Here is a 16,756-nt window from a genome sequence, read left to right on the forward strand (position 1 = left end):
ACACACTGTCGGGCTGCGCGCCGATGGAACAGTTGTGGCGACCGGATGGAACGGCGACGGGCAGTGCGACGTAACCGATTGGAACACCGTGGTGACCATCGCTGCCGGGTGGCGTCGCACCCTCGGGGTGCTGGCAGACGGCACCGTGAACGCCGTCGGGCGGCGCAGCGAAGGAGCAGGCGAGATCGGCCAGTGGCGCGACATCATCGCCGTGGCTGCCGGGGACTGGCACTCCGTCGGTCTACATGACGACGGAACCGTGGTGGCAACGGGCAACAACAATCGCGGTCAATGCGATGTCGCGCACTGGCGACGCGTTCGCGGCATCGCCGCGGGTTACCTGCACACCGCCGCCGTCACTCACGACGGGGAGGTGCTCACCACCGGCGACGTTCGCGGCGGCCTCGACGAGGCCGCCCACTGGCAGGACATTCTCGCCATAGCCGCTGGTAGCCGACACACCCTCGGCGTCGATGCTCGCGGCCGAGTCTGGGCTGCGGGAGATAACAGCCAAAGACAATGCGACGTGTCGTCGTGGTGTGACGTAGTCGCCGTTGCCGCTGGAGCTGAACACAGCCTTGGCCTACGGGCAGATGGAACGGTTCTGTCGACGGGCAGCAATAACGATGGCCAGTGTTCGGTTGAGGAATGGCAACTCGAGACCAGCGGTGTCGCCTGATGCACCCGAACGCAGCACTCACGCCACACCATCGCCTCAAAGTCGCGCGCCTGGTCGTAGACGGGCCTGGCCGACCAGCGAGGTTATCTTTCGCACCGGCCGCGGAGCAAGGGGAAGGTCCAGAGGCTCCACCGCGCCACGGCCAACGGGTGGAGCTACGCCCGCTGCTACCGCAGCGAACAGGAAGGCCGCGACGCCTTGGAGACCTGGCTGCGCCAGCACGACCAGCTTCGTCCGCATGCGATTTGGGTCAATCAGCTGCCCTTCTCACGGTTGACCACGGTTCCCGGTCAGTACATCGCGTTGCTGGCGCACTCCTGGTAGCGCTTCAAGCTGTGTTGCTTGTGCGTTACTGGTCTCGGGGCCGCCGCGGTCTTAAGATCGCGGCCCGATATCTCGCCCGTCATCGGGTGGGTCGTGATCTTTGTTGACGCGCCCGTCGGCGAACCGGCTTCTTCCGTTTTCTGGCGTGCTTGTCGCGTTCCCGAGCGCACTTCCCCGGTCCCGTGTACTCGTTGTCCCACTGCTGGATGCACGCGTCCCGTTGCCGACGCCATCGCGGGGTGCTTTGCGTCTGCCGAGGTAGCGGCGGTTCACATACCACCCCGGCGGAACCAGTTGCGGATGCTCGTTGTCGTCGCGGGTGATGGTCCAGTCGTCATGGTCGAGTAACCGGTGGTGATACCAACAGACTAAAACGCCGTTGGGAAGGTCTGTGGGTCCGCCGTCTTCCCACCTCAGGATGTGATGGGCTTCGCACATCCACACGGGGACATTGCAGTCGTCGACAACACAGGTGGTGCCATCGCGGGCGATCAACGCGAGACGCTGCTTCGCGGTGAAGAACCGTGTCGCGCCTCCGAGGTTGAGCACGTCACCGTGCTCGTCAATCGTGACATCGTGCGTGTCGCCATCGCACTGCATCTGCTTCACGAAGCTCATGGGTAACGGTGCTGGTGTTCCCGGTGACCAGGCGGCCCCGGTGTCGTTGTCCACGTTCTCCGTTGTTGTCGTGACGAGCACGGTTGGTCCGCGACCGTGTAGTTGTGGTGTGTTCTTTTGTTTGCCGATGCCGGCGATCATTGCCGTGAATACATCAGCACGCTCCTGCGACCGCGACCTCTCTTCAGCAGGCTCGTGTTTACTCGCAAGCTCCTCGGTGTGCAGGAACGTCGGAGAGGTCCTCTTCGACATCACCGCGTCGAACACCGGTGTCACCTGTGCTGCTTGTTCTGGTGAGAGCACACCCGTGATCTTCATGCTGCCGTCGTCCAAATGTTTGAACACAAGAGTGCGGGCAGCGTGCAACTCATCAGCTGACGGTTTCACACCGTCAGGATCCAAAACGGTGACAAACGCGCGTGCCTGCACCCGTACCCCGTCTGCTGTATGGGGTGCCTCTCCATACGCACCGGTGGCGTTGCCGATCAGTTTCGCTTCCGCCCAATCCATCTGCTCCGGCGCCACACGCGACAGAACAGGCCCCAAGACCGATGTGATCGCTTCGGCCACATCCAAACCGATCGTGCCCTCCGCGAGTGCCTCCGCGGTTTGAACGAATACCGGGTCCAACGGCAACCCGGTATCTGACAGGCGCGGTGTCGTCTGTTTCGCCACCCGAGTGAACCGGTGAGCGGCGGAGTTCTTCACCCCGGTGATCTTCTCAAACAGACCGGTCGGGCCCTTCGCACCATGAGACGCAGCCAACCCCGAGAATCCGGCATCCACATCAGAACGGCGAGCAATGTCGCCAACGTTGCCGACTTGCTGACCCTCCACCACACGGGCAACGTTGCCCAGCAAACCGACATACGTCAGCAGAACATCCGAGGACAGTTTTGCCGGGTCTACCGACACGAGGTTCGCCGCTGCCGAAAGCGTCTCTTCTGCGGCACGGACAGCGGCAGCATCCGGACCCTCATCCGGGTCGAATGCCGCTGCCGCCGCTGTGTTTCGCATGATCAAATTATCGCATCAGCCACCGACATAGATTCGAAAAACGGACTCCTTGTGGATAACTTAGCATCGAAGACAAATACGAATTTAACTGTGGATAACTGCCGCCGACCCGCCACCGGCTCTCCATAGTGACTGCTCTTCGCAGCGGTACACATCGTGCGACTTGATCTCCGCGACCAACTCGAGAATCGCATCCGACGCCGCAGCACCATGACGAGCAGAAAACTTCAGCGGACCGTTGTTCACAGCGGAAGCCGCAGTGCTCGTTATCCACAGTTGACGAGGTACGTCTCCACGGCCTGCGTGGCCACTGCCAAGATCGTCGCATGCCCAAATTATCCCGCGATCCACCGACATCCTCACCATCAGAATCCCCGGTCACGCCACAATACTGTGGATAACACCGAAGACACACATGCCTGTGGACAACTAGTCAGCAGCAGAGTTCGGCGGGGGCTGAGAGCGCAGGGCATACGGCACACGTTGCAGAGTGGCATCCAGAAGAGAACCGAGGCAGCCCGCGACCGTCGACGCCACGTGCGCCGCTTACCCGGCCTGGCAGCGGCGCACACAGGTCACCGCTAGATCAGCCCTTCAGGCCCGACTGCGCGAGACCCTGCACAAATTGCTTCTGCGCGATAAGGAAGACAGCCAACACAGGCAGCACGGTCAGCGTGGTCGCCGCCAACTGCACATTCCACATCGGCCCGCCATACGCATCGACGTACTGGGTCAGAGCCTGCGGCAGTGTGAACATCTTCTTGCTCGACAGATACACGATCGGCTCGAGGTAGAGGTTCCACGACTTCAAGAATGTGAAGATCGCCACCGCGGCGAGCGCCGACCTCGAAAGCGGGAATGCTATGCGCCAGAAGATGCCCCAGCGCCCTAGCCCGTCCATGCGCCCAGCCTCTTCAAGCTCACCAGGCAGCCCCAGAAAGAACTGCCGCATGATGAACACAGCGAGCACAGCTGGCGCCCCGAAGATCGGAATCACGATCAAAGGCCAGTGGGTATTGATGAGCCCCAGCTCGTTGACGAACCGAAAGAGTGGCACGATCGTCACTTCCGAGGGCACGAGCAAACCAACGAGCACGATCAGGAACAGGATGTTGACGCCGGGGAATCGAATGCGCGCGAACGCGTACCCGGCCATCGCTGCGAAGAGCATCGTTCCGATCGTGACGATCGCCGCGATGTAGAGGCTGTTCCAGTACTGCTGCGCAAAGGGCTGCAGGCGGAACACCTCCCCGTACGCGTCGAAGCTCGGGTCGGTCGGCCAGAGAGTCGGCACCTTGGCAAGAATCTCGCTCATCGGCTTCAGGCTCGATGTCGCCATCCACAGAGTCGGAAAGATGAATGGGATGCTGATGACAGCCAGCACCACGACGAGCGCTGCCCTTCCCCAACGCCGCTTCTGCACGCCACTGCCCGTGACCGCCCGCAGTGGGGCGCTTCTTCGACCCGAGCCAGTGGACGAACTCTGCGAGGTTCCCGTTGAAGGCTCGGTCACGCGAGAATGCTGTGCCGTTTCGGTCTCAGTTTTCATTGAAGACCCACCTCTTTCGGGTCTGCCACTGGAGCAGGGTCAGAATCAGCACGATGATGAACAGCAGCACCGAGACGGCGCTCGCATAGCCGAAGTCGTTGAACTGGAACGCCTGCTGATACAGGTAGTAAACAAGCACTGTCGTCGAGTTGCCCGGGCCGCCCTGCGTCAGAACGTCAATCTGAGCGAACACTTCGAGAGAACCCACGATCGTGAGGATCGACACGAGAAGGATCGTCGGGCTGATCATCGGCACGGTAATCGACCAGAAGCGACGCCAGGCACGCGCGCCGTCGATGCGCGCTGCTTCCATCAGCTCTTCTGGAACGCCTTGCAGTGCAGCGAGGAAGAGAATCATGTTCATTCCGACGTTCTTGAACACCTGCACGACGATCACGGCGAGCATGGCAGTGAAGTCGCCGCGCAGCCAGTTCGGTCCGTGGATACCCAGGAGGTTGAGAAAGCCGTTGATGCCGCCGTCCGCCTGAAGCAGGAAGCTCCACACGATCGTCCAGGCGACGAGGGAGACGACGACGGGCGAGAAGAAGAACGTACGAAACGTAGTGGTGCCGGGAAGCTTCTGGTTGAGCATCACGGCAAGGAACAGGGCGAGCGCGATGTTCAGAATGACGAGACCGATCGAGAACCAGAGGCTGGCCAGCAGCGAATCGTGCAGGCCCTGGTCTGACAGCATCCTCTCGTAATTCTCGCCGCCGGCGAATGTGAACGTATTGGCGAGCACGTTCCAGTCGTGAAGCGAGTACCAGAACACCGTGACGAGAGGCACGATGACAAAGGCGAGCGAGCCCAGCACGACGGGGGCGACCATCGTGTACCCGACGATCCAATCGCCGCGCGTTGCCGCGGAGCGACGGGGGCGCTTGCCGCGCCCTCGCCGCTTCGCAGTATCGCCCGCCAGCACTGCGGCGGTTGTAGTGACCATGCTGCGTCAGCCCTCCAGCAACGGCTCGATCGCCGAGCAGGTGTCGCTGAGCACCGACGAGACATCGGCATCCGCCGTCCACAAGTCATCGAGTTGCTGCCGCACGGCGTCTTGCAGCTTGGCGAAGTTCTTGTGCGTCGGCTTCGTCGTTGCATCTTTGATGCCCTCGACAACCACGTTCTGCAGCTGCTCTTCGCTGAGCTTCGGGTTTGCTTCTGCCAGTGTCTCGGCGTTCAGCAGCGACTCGCGCGGCGGCGGGAAGTAGGTCGCGAGCTTCTCTGCGTTCTCTGGGTTCGTGAAGTACGCGAGGAAGTCGGCGGCAATTGTCGGGTGTGCTGCATTCGCGAAGACGCCGATGCCTGCCTGGCCGATCACGTTCTGCTGGCCCTCGGGCCCAGCGGGAAGCGGCACAAGATCCCAGCCGAACGAGTCGTCAAGTGATGACGCACGGCTGATCTGGGTGATCGTCATCGCGGCATCGCCCGCAAAGAAGTCGGCTGTCGTTCCCGGCTTCGGCATCGCCCCTTGCTCGAAGATTGCGTCGTGAATCCACGTCATGACGTCGGTCATCGCCGGGTCGGCGAACGTGCAGGTCTGACCGTCTGCGCTCCAGGGAGCGGCATCCCAGCCACCCCAGACCGATGCGAGAACCTCCCACGCCTTGAAATCGAAGTCGCGAACGACGAGACCTTCCTTGCCCGAGGTCTCGGCAGCAGCCGCCGACATGTCGCGCGCTGCATCGAATGTCCAGTCGCCCGACTCAACGAGGTCTGCCGGGTTCGGCTGCCCAGCCGCTTCAAGCTGGTCGGTGTTGACGAACATGGCGAACGGACTGTTCGAGAACGGGTAGGCATAGAGCCCGTCGTCCTTCTGCCACAGCTCGAGCGACGAGTCCATGAGGTCGTCGTAGTCGTAGCCGTCTGTGTCTTTCAACGTTGGCGCGATGTCTGTCAGTGCGCCGCTGGCGACGAACTCGGGAGCGTACGATTCGAGAATCCACGCCAGGTCGGGGGCATTGTCACCCGCGAGCTGCGTGGTGAGCGTCGTGGTGTAGTCCTCGAACGGAATCGGTTCGAACTTCACCGACGATACGAGGTCCGGGTTCTCGTCAACGTAGGCGTCGGCGATCTCCTGAAAGAGCGCCAGCTGTGCTTCGTCTGCCGTCCAGACCGTCATGCGCAGATCGACGGGTCCGTCCGCCGACTCCGCATCGGTGCCGGAGCCGCTGCATCCCGACAGGGCGAGCGCAGTGGCGGCGATGCCAGCGCTGACCGCGAGGGGAACGCGCCGTCGGCGCGAGCGCGGGTTGCTCATGATCTCTCCTTCTCTTGGTGTGCTGCTTAATTGGGGCTTCAGTAGGCGTAGGTGCGACCCTCAGGCCAGTGCCGCTCGACGCCTGCCGCATCGAGCTCTGCCTGGTACTCCGTCAGCTGCGAGGAGTCGGCGTGCACGGCGTGCGGTGATGTCTTCTGATCGAGGCAGTATGCGGCGAGGTGCCCCGCTGCCTCGCCGATGTTCCATTCGACAGGATGCAGCCGGTAGCAGCCATTGGTGATGTGCGTCGTGCCGATGTTCTTATTGGCGGCGAGCAGGTTCGTCGTACGCTGCGGAATGAGCGCACCGAGCGGAATCTCGAAGGGCGTGGAGGCCACGTCGATGTACGTGTCGCCACCCGTCGACGGGTGCAGATCGATACGGTACATGCCGACTCCGACCGAGTCGGCATAGTGCGTCGCGCCGGCGTCACCGCGCACGGCATACGACACATCGTTCTCGGTGACCGTCGTCAGCGCTCGGATGCGCCGCGATTCACGGTGATACGGAGCCTGTGCGAGGCCATCGCTCGACCCCATGACGTCGGGGCGCAGGCGCAGCCCGGGGAACCCTGTTCCGCCGTCAGCGCGCGGCGCCTCAGTCTGCATCCAATACAGCATCGAAAGGCTCAGCTCGCGCGCTTTGGCGTAGTGCTCAAGCTCCACATCGCGCGGCGCATCGAGAACGGGCGCGACGAAGTAGTCGATGCTGGGCCAGTTCACCAAGCAGATGTCGCTGGAGTAGAAGCCCGATTCGAAAAGGTCGCGAGCGGCGATGCGGCGGAAGTACCAGAGGTTCTTGTCGCCGGCGTTGCGCGACTGGTCGGCGTCGACGGCGAGCGCGTCGTCTCCCGGGTTCGGCTCGAAAGCGCGCGTGTCGATCTCGAGTGTGCGCGGGTTCGGCGCTGTCCACGACAGCATCCTGTTCCCCTGCCATGCCTCGGGCGTGTACTCGCGCCAAAAGTCGTAGTTCTCGGGGCGTTCGATCGTGTGGTCGCCCTCGACATGCTCGACAGCGAAGCAGACGCTGAGCGCTTGGACGTTATCGGGCTGCGCTACCTCGGGGGCACTGGGCTCGCCTGTCTCGGCGCGAGATTCGAACCCTGTGACGTACGCCGTGCCGGTGAGCGGAAGCAGTTCGCCTGTCTCGGTGGCATCGATCACGTAATCGGCGTGCACGGTAATGCTCGGCCCGCCGATCTCGGAGTCGAGCGTGACAGATGTGACGCGGTCGCCGTCGGTTACCGCGTCGACAGGGCGCATCCGCTCAAGCAGGCGCACGCTGCCGTTCGACCGGTACGGGGCGAGCATCTCTTCGAGCACGCCGACGGCGATCTTCGGCTCGTGGCACAGCTTCGACACCCACCCGGCGCCGGGGTTCAGCTCGTCTTTGGCGCGGGCGTCGTCGGTCAGCGGGTAACGACGGCGATACACGTCGCGGATGCCGTCACGCAGCGCGCGGTAACGGGCGGTGATACCGAATGACTCCACCCACGGATGCTCATCCGGCGGCACGGCCTGTGCGGTCAGCTGCCCGCCGATCCAGGGATATTCCTCGGTCAGCACCACTTTCGCTCCGCGGTCGGCCGCTGCAAGAGCTGCGGCGACGCCGCCAAGCCCTGCTCCGACGATGAGGATCTCGGTCGAAAGTTCACGCGTTGTCACGAATTGTTCCTTCTGGTGTGGTGGCGGTCGTTGGAGCGACGGCGAGGGTCTCACCGTCGAGATCGGGGCAGTCGAGCATCTGATGGAAATCGGCTTCGTCGAGAATGGGCGGGTTAGGCATTCTGCCTTCGGGCGCTCGTGTTTCCGCCGACTCCTGGTCGACGATGCGCGAGAGCAGCACAAGCGCACGCGCACCCATTTCTTCTCGCGGAACGACGAACCCCGACCAGGCTCGTCGACTGCGGTGCTGAAGCTGGTTCGGCTGACCGAGTAGCAAAAGCGAGATGCTGTTTGGCACGCTCATTCCGTGAGCCTCAAGCGCGTCGGCGAGAGCATCCGAATCGATCTCAGGAGCAACCAGCATGGCTGTCAGGCGCCGCTCGGCGATCTCTTCCGCACCCGCGGCGATGTCGTGCACGTCGACGTACCGCAGAGGAAGGCCGCGCGTGCGCATGGCACGGCGATATCCCTCGAGTCGATCGAGTGTTGGCTGGTCTGCGCTCTGCTGACCGGCGTAGCCGATGCGCGTGTGCCCGAGGTCTGCGAGGCGCTCAACCTGGCGCCGCGTCGCTGCGACGTAGTCGGCGCCGACATATGGCAGCCGGCGGCCTTCGCTCTCGCGTTTGCCGATGAAGACGAACGGGTAACTGGTGTCGAGAAGGTGCTCGAGCTCGCCGCGGTCTTCCTGCTGACCGAGAAGAAGGCAGCCGTCCGCGGCTCCGAGCCTCTGCCAGCCGTCGCGCGAAAGGCGCCGCCTGCCGTCGACGACGCGAGCCGATGTGAAGAGCAGCATGTCGACGCCGAGCTTCTCTGCCGCGTGCTCGATGCCGACGAGGAACGCGCCGTAGAAGTCGTGCCCACCGCGCGGGAACGTCGTCTCATAGGTGAACACGCCAAGAATCTGGTTGCGCCCGCCGGCGAGACGCTGAGCAATGGGGTTCGCGGCGTACCCCGTAATGCGTATTGCCTCGAGAACTCTACTTCGAGTCTCGTCAGAGATGCGGACGCCCGGCGGGAGGTTGTCGTTGAGCACGAAGCTCACCGTCGATTGGCTGACCCCCGCCATCGCGGCGACATCTGATTGGGTGAACCGGTGGCGCGGCATCGATCCTCCTTGATCGGCTCTTCGGGTGTCAGTGCATCTGAATCATGCCGGGGAGTTCCTGTCGGGGTCAAGATGATAATGCGCATTATTAGTGGATGCTGTCGCCCCAGCATCCGTTGTCATTTCGTGGTTTCGCCGAACGTGATTCGCATGATGCGCGGGTCTGGCAATAGACCTCCGCAGAGTGCCGAGCGGGCAGAACCCGTCCGCACAGTGCTGAGACGAGGAGAAAGTGCCGGCACGAGGACTTTCCTGCGAAAAACTCCTCGTCTCGGCACTTTCTCCTCGTGCCAGCACCGAGCGCGGCAAATCCTGCTTCGGTGTGCTGACCTCTCCCATCGCACCCCTTCCCCGCTGCACGAAGACATCGGCTCTGTGCTGCGTGGCAGCATCCTGCCATTCGCGCCGGCGCAGCCTGCTCGACACTGTTCGACCCGGTCGCGCGAAAGAGGACAGCTTCTGACCTCAACCGGTCGTACCGTTGACGAGCCACGGCGCCCCGCCGTAGCCAGAACGGAAGAGGAGCACATGCAACTTGCAGCAACACGCATCATCACCGACGACGTCCCCCGTCTCGTCGCCTTCTACGAACGCGTCACCGGAGTCGAAGCGACGCGGCTGCACGAGCTGTTCGCTGAAGTGCGCACAGACACGGGCACCCTGGCAATCGCGAGCTCGGCGACCGTGCAGTTTCTGGGCGAAGGCTCGGCCGAGGCGCGGGCGAACCGAACCGTGATCATCGATCTTCGTGTGGATGACGTCGACGCCGCCTACCCGGCGCTGCGCGACGTTGTCGACGAATTCGTGAACGAACCGACGACGATGCCCTGGGGCAACCGCTCACTGCTCTTCCGTGACCCAGACGGCAACCTCGTCAACGTCTTCACACCGCCCACCCGCTGACGTCAGTCGCTACCGCACGATCGGCACCGGCCGCGTCGTCAGATCGTCGTTCTTGAAGCCGATGATGAAGACGGATGCTGCGAGCGACACCGCGTAGAACGCGAACATGCCAAAGCCCATGCTGAAGCCGTTATCGGTTCCCGCGAGCCCCAGCAATGGCGCCGAGAGCGCGGCGCCGATGGTGCCCGACGTGGCGATCAGCGCGGCGGCAAGGCCAGCCCGCGGTGCATGATTGAAAAGCCCCATCGCCTGGTTGTTCGGAATGACGAGCTGCTGAAAACCGATGCACAACCACGCGAACGCCGTGACGCCGGGCAGCCCGAGCCATCCAGATGCCACCATGATCAGCGCCGACGAGGTGAGCGCGCCGATCAGCCCGATGATCTGCACCTTGTGCGGCATGAAGCGCCTCAGCAACAACGGGCTGAGCGGGTTCATCATCAGCATCACGACGGCGCCGACGGCGAGGATCGCCCCGTACACCTGCTGCGAGACGCCGTACCAGTCCTGCGCCACGAAACTGAGCCCGGAGATGTAGCAGAAGCTCGCGGCCATCATCGCCAGTTGCGAGAGGGCGGCACCGACGAACATGCGATCGGTGAACAGGGATGCCGCACCGGCGAACATGCGCGATGCCCGAAACGGCACACGTTCGGGCTTGGTCTCCGGAAGGAACAGCACACCGAGCACGACCAGCAGCGCCGACATCGCGCCCTGGGCGATGAAGATGCCGTGCCAGTCGGTGCCGAGCAGAATGAGTGATCCGATCAGCGGTGCCACGATCGGCGCGCTCATCGACACCATCATGATCAGCGAGTAGCGCACGGATGCTGCGCGGCCATGCGAGATATCGCGGACGATCGCCATGGCGATGCTGGGCGCGGCCGCCGATCCGACGCCCTGGAGCGTGCGAAACACGATGAGCAGAACCACGTTGCCGGCGAAGGCTGACGCGATCGAGAAGACGACGTGCATCGACAGCCCGATGATGAGCGGGATGCGTCGCCCGCGAGCATCCGACAGCATCCCGAAAAGAAGCGAACCGGCACCCATGCCGAGCAGCGACCCGGTGAGCGTGATCTGGATCGTCGCCTCGGTTGTGTCGAATTCCCGGGTGATCTCCGGCAGCGCCGGCAGGTACATGTCGACGGTCATCGGGCCGAGCGCTGCCATGACGCCGAGCAGTACGATCAGCCCGCGTTGGCGCGGCCCGGGGCGGGCTGCAGCTGAGCCGCCACGCACGTTCATACGCTCCCTGTGAGGTGAGGTCTTATTCGTCGCGCCGCGGTAACGCTCACGATTCCGGATGCTGGTTCCCGCTGCCTCGCGCGCAACATACCAAGCCTACCGCCGGTGAGGAGGCGCGACCTCGTGCACACCAGCACCCCACGTGACTAGGGCCGCTGTGCCCGAGCGCGCTCCTCTTCGCGCACCTCCCGATGGTGCTTCCTCAGTGCCGAGAGAACTCCGCCGCGGATAATCGCCCACATAATGATCACCCAGAGGATGAACCCGAGAAGGTAAGCGCACACGGTTGCGATAAGCGCAAGCGTTGCCTGATCTGTCATGTCCATGCAGCAACCGTACCGAGGGGTCGTCGTGTGCATGATGACGAGCAGATGTATCGTCGACCCCGCGCGACCGCCTCATCAGCGCTGCCAAGCGACTGCATACGAGATCGGCCGCCTTTCACGCGCGAGTGTCAGTCGAGGTAGTCCCCCAGGACGTCAAGCACGCCGACCCAGCCGTCATAGAAGTATCCGTCGCCCGGGGCGCCCTCGACGCCGCGAAGATCGAAGGTTTGCCGTGTTCCCTCGGGCACGGCTTCCAGCTCAACGGTTGCAATGGGCTGATCGTCTTGGTCACCGTCTGGGTATCCCCAGGTGAAGACGAGACGCGTGAACGGTTCAATCTCTCGATAGACACCGCCTGAGACAACGGAGTCCCCCGTGTCATTGTTGACCATCGAATAGACGTATCGTCCCCCGATTCGAAGGTCGACCTCGACCGATTCGCGCGGGGTATGCGCCCCACGTGGATGCCACCACTGAGCGATGGCATCAGCATCCGTCCATGCCCTCCATACCTCTTCGGGCGTTGCCGTGAACGTGCGGACGATGGTGAATCCCTTGGACGTGTCAATCACGCGTTTCTCCCTTTCGCTCGTCATCGGTGTCATCGCTTCGCTCTCGAGTGGCCTTCAGGTGTTCTTCGAGGAAGTCGAATCGCTCATTCCACTCGGCACGCTGCTGCTCGATCCAGGCGGCAGCCTCGTTGAGGCTTGCTGGCTCAAGAGAACAATCAGTCCATTGAGACCGTCGATCCCGTGCCACGAGCCCCGCCTTCTCGAGCACGGACACGTGCTGCGACACGGCGGGTCTGCTCATCGGGTAGTTCCGCGCCAACTCGCTGACGGTGAGCGGCCCGGAACGCAGCCGGTTCAGGATGTCGCGGCGGGTCGGGTCCGCCAGTGCGGCGAATGCCTCGCTCAATCGGTCTTTGACTATCACGTAAGTAACTCCTTACGGTAAGTACTTGCTTACACCATAGGAGAGCGGATGCTGTCAGTCAAGGGACTGATGCAACACCATCCTCGCGAGCGATGCTTCGAGTCGCAGCCCGCCGATAGTCTGACAAACATGTTCTTCCTGGCCCTCGGCATCGTGTTCGCTGTGTGCTTTGCTGTGTCGCGCGCGAAGGATCCGCGGTTTCTGCGCAACGGACCGCTCCTCGTTGCCGCGATCGGGTTCGGCGGAATCGGACTCCTCACGATCCTCTCCGCGTACAGTTTCGTCGCCGCGATCTTGCTGTGGATCATCGCGCTCGCGGTGCCCGTCAGCATCCTCGTTTTTGGCGTGGGCCTCATCGCCAACGGCATCACGATGCTGAGGCGCGAGGGTCGCAGCCTCGGCAATCAGCTCTCCCTGATCGTCGGCGTGATCGTCCTGGCACTCCCGGTCATTTCTGTCGTGCTCATCGTGCAGTTCAACATGACGGGGTTCTGGTTCGCCGCACTGATCGGGCTTGCGTCGGCGTACGCGAGTGTCGCATTCGTCTCGTTCGCCGTGTACTCGGTCGTGTACGGGCGGATGCGCCATCAGTTCGCACCGTCTGCCATCGTCATTCATGGGTCGGGCCTCATTCGAGGTCGTGTTCCCGCTCTGCTGCGTGGGCGTCTCGATCGAGGGCTCCAGGTGTATGGAGCCGAGCTCGCCCGCGGCAATCACCCGGTGCTCGTGCCCTCCGGGGGCCAGGGCGATGACGAACCCCGCCCGGAGGGCGAGGCCATGGCCGAGTATCTTCGCGAGCAGGGGGTACCCGACGCGGACATCCTGCCGGAGACTCGGTCGACGAGCACGCGCGAGAACATTGCCCGTTCAATTGAGCTGCTCGACGAAGCCAACCGGCGCGGCCCGATCATGCTCGTGACCAGCGACTACCACGTGCTCCGCACGGCGTCGCTCGCTCGAAAGATGAACGTGGATGCCCAGGTGGTGGGTTCGCGCACGGCACGCTACTACGTTCCCAGCGCATTCATTCGGGAGTTCATCGCCCTGCTTGTCGAGAACCGCATCGCCACGCTCATCGCCGTGAGTACATTCGCGGTCATGCTCGTCGCGATCGTCGTCGGAACGCTGACGTCGACTCTCGGATAGCAGCCGACTCTCGTGGCAGCCGTCCCCGCCGAGCAGTGGGGATTTTCACCGCTGCTTCTCACGCCGATGCGCACTGCTGCGGCGGACTTGAGTACGCGTCTGCAGCGCTGCCGCGCCACGCATTCACTGTCCACGCGCGTCCCGACGCGCACCGGCACGCCACCTTCTGTATTCTTACGGACGTGCTGTCACCCGCGGCGCTCGGGACGTCCGCACATGTACAGCTCGCATAAGCCGAAACTGCTCCCCCGCCTCGTTCAGCCCTCGGGCGAAAACGTCCACGGATTGACAACCGGCACGTCAAAGCCATCGAAGTCGCGGACGTTGCGTGTCGCGATAGAGGCCTCATTCGCCCAGGCCGTCGCGAGAATCTGCCCGTCCTCACTGGTGAGCGCCCTCCCCGCCCGCTGGGCAGCATGACGGAGGCGAGCGTGAACCATAGCGGCCGAGATGTCGTAGGAGACGACGCGCGGAGCAAGCTCATCAAGCATCCGTGTTACTGCAGGTTCCAGCGTCGATCGTCGATGCCCCTCCGGCATGCGCAGCAGCCCAAACCGAAGCTCGAACACGGACGTCGCTGAGAGGTACAGGTCGCGATGATGCTTTCGCAACCACGCCGTCACCGCGGGAGCGGGCTCTCGACGCAGCGTTTCGGACCACACGTTCGTGTCAACAATGATCATGCGAGCTCTATCGGACGAGGCAACTGACGCTCTGGCTCCGGCAGGTCCGCCCCTTCCCCGGCCTCTCGGAGCTCATCGGCACCCCGCAGCCACTTCAGAACAGGATCATCGTGCTGCGGAAGCACGGTCCCGACGAGAATGCTTCGGGCCTCGGCTTCCATCGAGTGGCCGTGGGCCTGCGCCCGCTTTCGCAGCGCGGCCTTCACCTCGTCAGGAAGGTTCCGGATCAGCATCTGTGCCATGGCCGACCTCCTCGGATTTGATATCAATGATATCAAGATGTGGAGCCGGAACTCCACGAACAAGAGTTGCCAGTCGACGGCACGATAGCGATGCACACTCAGTCGTACGAGCGAGCCCTCACCCACGGGATCGGCAGCAGGTCTGCCGTCGAGACGACACCGACCTCGCCACCGTCAGAAACAATGACCCGGATGCTGTCGCCGAAGTTCGGCACCAGCTCACGGCACACGCCACAGGGGTTGATCACGATCGGCACGTCATCGGGGTCGAGGCCAACGGCGACGATTGTCTCGACAGCATCCTCTCCCCCGATCCTGGCGTTCGCGATCGCTGACGGCTCCGCACACACGTTGACCCGCGCCGTCGACAGGCTGAGCCCCGTGTAGATGGCACCCGACGTGCCACGGACGGCCGCCGCGACGCGGTGCTGCCGCGAATCGTGCGCACGCACAAGAACATCGGATGCTGCGCGCCGCAGCGCGTCATCGGCTTCTGTCAGCTTCTGCATGAACTCCTCATTTCGGTGCGGTCGCCCGTCATCGCACGTCTCTTCGGCACGGGTACCCGTATCGTGCGAATCGTTGCTCTCGCCCTTACTCGATCCCGGTGTAGACGGTCTTCTCCCACGTGTAGAACTCGGTGGCCGTGTGCCCCTGCTCGCGGAAGGTGTTTGACGACGAGTCCTTCACGCCACCGAACGGGACATGCAGGTCGAGCCCTGAGGTGGGTCGGTTGACCTTGACGACACCCGCCTGCACGCGATTCGCGAAGTCGGTCGAATGCCCAAGGCTGTTCGTACAGATGCCCGCGGTGAGCCCGTAAGGCGAGTCGTTGATCGCGGCGAGGCCCGACTCGTAGTCGTCGACATCGAGCACGGCGACGACCGGGCCAAAGATCTCGTCTGTGGCGATCGGGTCTGAATGCGCGACGTCGGTGGCGACGACGGGTGCGAAGTGCAGACCGTCGGCACTCGCGTCGCCGAACGCCAGGCGCGCACCGCTGTCAACAGCATCCTGAACCGCCGCGACGTCCTGCTCAAGCTGCGCGTCGCTCACGACAGGCCCCATGGTCGTGCCGGCCTCGAGCCCGTCGCCGGGAACATAGCTGCCGGCAAGCGCGGTGAGCTCGTCGAGGAACGCCTGGCGCACGCCCGGCGTCACGTACACGCGGGATGTCGCGGTGCACGCCTGACCGGTGAGACTGAACGCTCCGGCGGCGACGACCTGCGCTGCCTTCGTGACATCGGCGTCATCGAGAACGAGCACGCCGTTCTTTCCGCCCATCTCCAGCTGGGCGCGGGCGCGACGGGCATTCAGCGTCTGCTGCAGGCTGAGCCCGACAGCCGTCGACCCGGTGAACGAGAGCGCCGCAATACGTGGGTCGCGGGCAAGGGCGTCGCCGACGACACTTCCGCGCCCGTGCACGACGTTGAAGACTCCGGCTGGAAGCCCCGCATCGCGCAGTGCCATGCCAAGATGCGTCGCCGACATCGGCGTGATCTCGGCGGGCTTCAGCACGACAGCGTTGCCGCTGATCAACGCGGGGGCGGTCTTCCACGCGGGAATGGCGATCGGGAAGTTCCACGGCGTGATCAGCCCGACGACGCCCAGCGGCTCGCGGCGCGTGGTCACCGTCGTGTTCGGCATGCCGCTCGGGTACACCGAGCCGCTCGAAGCCCAGCCGAGCGAGCCGAAGAACTGGAACACCCCGATCGCGCGGCCCACTTCGCCCTCGGCTTCGGCGCGCGTCTTGCCTTCTTCGCGCACGAGATCTTCTGCGATCTGCGTCTTGCGTTCGGTGAGCAGCTGCGCTGCCCTCAGGAGTACGGCGCCGCGCACCGGTGGCGACGTCGTCGCCCAGGCGCGCTGCGCGTCAACGGCTGCCGCGATGGCAGCATCCGTCTCCGTCGTTCCTCCGTCGGGAGCGAGAACAGCAACATTGCCTGGGTGCGCGGGATTGCGGCGTTCCTTTGTCGCGTCGCCGAAGAGGTCGCCGTCGATCAAGTGCTGGGCGATAGCGGGTGACGTCATGAGTGTCGTCCTTTCACGAGGTGTCGAG

General features: G+C 63.6%; 17 protein-coding genes. 3 read left to right on the forward strand and 14 right to left on the reverse strand.

The genetic code is table 11. The features are described from left to right. Positions 1-679 (forward strand): RCC1 domain-containing protein (locus tag OK352_RS16615; RefSeq protein ID WP_265142641.1); only part of this gene is annotated, 679 nt, incomplete at its 5' end. Between the two features lie 375 nt (positions 680-1,054). On the opposite strand, the gene OK352_RS16620 is transcribed toward OK352_RS16615, so the two are convergent. From OK352_RS16620 to OK352_RS16645, 6 genes are all read right to left on the reverse strand, one after another. Beyond that, a complete protein-coding gene (locus OK352_RS16620) occupies positions 1,055-2,638 on the reverse strand; it encodes an HNH endonuclease signature motif containing protein (protein WP_265142642.1) in 1,584 nt (527 codons plus the stop codon). A gap of 586 nt (positions 2,639-3,224) precedes the next feature. After that, a complete protein-coding gene (locus tag OK352_RS16625; protein WP_265142643.1) occupies positions 3,225-4,151 on the reverse strand; it encodes a carbohydrate ABC transporter permease in 927 nt (308 codons plus the stop codon). Positions 4,152-4,176: 25 nt separating this feature from the next. Next, on the reverse strand, positions 4,177-5,130 hold the full coding sequence (locus OK352_RS16630; RefSeq protein ID WP_265142644.1) for a carbohydrate ABC transporter permease: 954 nt from the start codon (positions 5,128-5,130) through the stop codon (positions 4,177-4,179). Positions 5,131-5,136: 6 nt separating this feature from the next. Continuing rightward, a complete protein-coding gene (locus OK352_RS16635) occupies positions 5,137-6,444 on the reverse strand; it encodes an ABC transporter substrate-binding protein (RefSeq protein ID WP_265142645.1) in 1,308 nt (435 codons plus the stop codon). A 38-nt stretch (positions 6,445-6,482) separates the two neighbouring features. After that, positions 6,483-8,108, reverse strand: a complete 1,626-nt coding sequence (locus tag OK352_RS16640) for an FAD-dependent oxidoreductase (RefSeq protein ID WP_265142646.1) — start codon at positions 8,106-8,108, stop codon at positions 6,483-6,485. Further along, a complete protein-coding gene (locus OK352_RS16645; protein ID WP_265142647.1) occupies positions 8,095-9,213 on the reverse strand; it encodes a LacI family DNA-binding transcriptional regulator in 1,119 nt (372 codons plus the stop codon). Before OK352_RS16645 ends, OK352_RS16640 begins: the two co-directional genes overlap by 14 nt. 528 nt (positions 9,214-9,741) lie before the next feature. Between OK352_RS16645 and OK352_RS16650 the strand changes: the two genes are divergently transcribed. Continuing rightward, positions 9,742-10,116 (forward strand): VOC family protein, encoded by a 375-nt coding sequence (locus OK352_RS16650; protein WP_265142648.1) that lies wholly within the window; start codon positions 9,742-9,744, stop codon positions 10,114-10,116. A gap of 9 nt (positions 10,117-10,125) precedes the next feature. On the opposite strand, the gene OK352_RS16655 is transcribed toward OK352_RS16650, so the two are convergent. From OK352_RS16655 to OK352_RS16670, 4 genes are all read right to left on the reverse strand, one after another. Beyond that, positions 10,126-11,364, reverse strand: coding sequence for a multidrug effflux MFS transporter (locus OK352_RS16655; protein ID WP_265142649.1), 1,239 nt, complete (start codon positions 11,362-11,364; stop codon positions 10,126-10,128). A gap of 146 nt (positions 11,365-11,510) precedes the next feature. Next, positions 11,511-11,690: a hypothetical protein gene (locus OK352_RS16660; protein ID WP_265142650.1), complete on the reverse strand. Its 180-nt coding sequence runs from the start codon at positions 11,688-11,690 to the stop codon at positions 11,511-11,513. Between the two features lie 128 nt (positions 11,691-11,818). Further along, on the reverse strand, positions 11,819-12,262 hold the full coding sequence (locus tag OK352_RS16665; protein ID WP_265142651.1) for an SRPBCC family protein: 444 nt from the start codon (positions 12,260-12,262) through the stop codon (positions 11,819-11,821). Then, complete coding sequence (locus OK352_RS16670) at positions 12,255-12,626, reverse strand: ArsR/SmtB family transcription factor (RefSeq protein ID WP_265142652.1); 372 nt, start codon at positions 12,624-12,626, stop codon at positions 12,255-12,257. Before OK352_RS16670 ends, OK352_RS16665 begins: the two co-directional genes overlap by 8 nt. Positions 12,627-12,755: 129 nt before the next feature. On the opposite strand from OK352_RS16670, the gene OK352_RS16675 reads away from it, so the two are divergent. Beyond that, complete coding sequence (locus tag OK352_RS16675) at positions 12,756-13,772, forward strand: YdcF family protein (RefSeq protein ID WP_265142653.1); 1,017 nt, start codon at positions 12,756-12,758, stop codon at positions 13,770-13,772. A gap of 257 nt (positions 13,773-14,029) precedes the next feature. Here the strand turns inward: OK352_RS16675 and OK352_RS16680 are convergent, their stop codons facing one another. The 4 genes from OK352_RS16680 to OK352_RS16695 form a co-directional block, all read right to left on the reverse strand. Continuing rightward, a complete protein-coding gene (locus tag OK352_RS16680) occupies positions 14,030-14,455 on the reverse strand; it encodes a type II toxin-antitoxin system VapC family toxin (protein WP_265142654.1) in 426 nt (141 codons plus the stop codon). After that, a complete protein-coding gene (locus OK352_RS16685) occupies positions 14,452-14,697 on the reverse strand; it encodes a FitA-like ribbon-helix-helix domain-containing protein (RefSeq protein WP_265142655.1) in 246 nt (81 codons plus the stop codon). The genes OK352_RS16680 and OK352_RS16685 overlap by 4 nt, the downstream gene beginning before the upstream one ends. A 98-nt stretch (positions 14,698-14,795) precedes the next feature. Next, positions 14,796-15,206, reverse strand: coding sequence for a cytidine/deoxycytidylate deaminase family protein (locus OK352_RS16690; RefSeq protein WP_265142656.1), 411 nt, complete (start codon positions 15,204-15,206; stop codon positions 14,796-14,798). An 85-nt stretch (positions 15,207-15,291) separates the two neighbouring features. Continuing rightward, positions 15,292-16,728 (reverse strand): aldehyde dehydrogenase family protein, encoded by a 1,437-nt coding sequence (locus OK352_RS16695; protein WP_265142657.1) that lies wholly within the window; start codon positions 16,726-16,728, stop codon positions 15,292-15,294. Positions 16,729-16,756: the final 28 nt, after the last annotated feature.

Source organism: Microbacterium sp. MPKO10, from assembly GCF_026107415.2.
In the GTDB taxonomy this organism is placed as follows: Bacteria; Actinomycetota; Actinomycetes; order Actinomycetales; family Microbacteriaceae; genus Paramicrobacterium.